At 42.2% G+C, this 211-nt stretch carries 1 tRNA gene; it reads left to right on the plus strand.

Annotation, left to right across the window (positions count from 1 at the left end):
* Nucleotides 1-58 precede the first annotated feature (58 nt).
* Nucleotides 59-134: transfer RNA gene (locus AB4263_RS24220), tRNA-Ala, on the plus strand.
* Nucleotides 135-211 lie beyond the last annotated feature (77 nt).

The following is a 211-nucleotide window of genomic DNA, read 5'->3' on the forward strand; positions in this document are numbered from 1 at the left end:
GAGTACCCACACAGATTGATGGTTTAATAAGTTAAGAGTAGGAAATACTTTTCCAGATGGGGCTATAGCTCAGCTGGGAGAGCGCCTCGCTGGCAGCGAGGAGGTCTGCGGTTCGATCCCGCATAGCTCCACCATCTTTAAGTGTTCTTCCTTAAGAATCTTTAAAAATGGTTATTTCTTTTGAAATATCTAGCTCTTTAACAATTTGGAA

This window comes from Vibrio sp. 10N.261.55.C5, from assembly GCF_041470505.1.
GTDB classification, from domain to species: Bacteria; Pseudomonadota; Gammaproteobacteria; order Enterobacterales; family Vibrionaceae; genus Vibrio; species Vibrio crassostreae_C.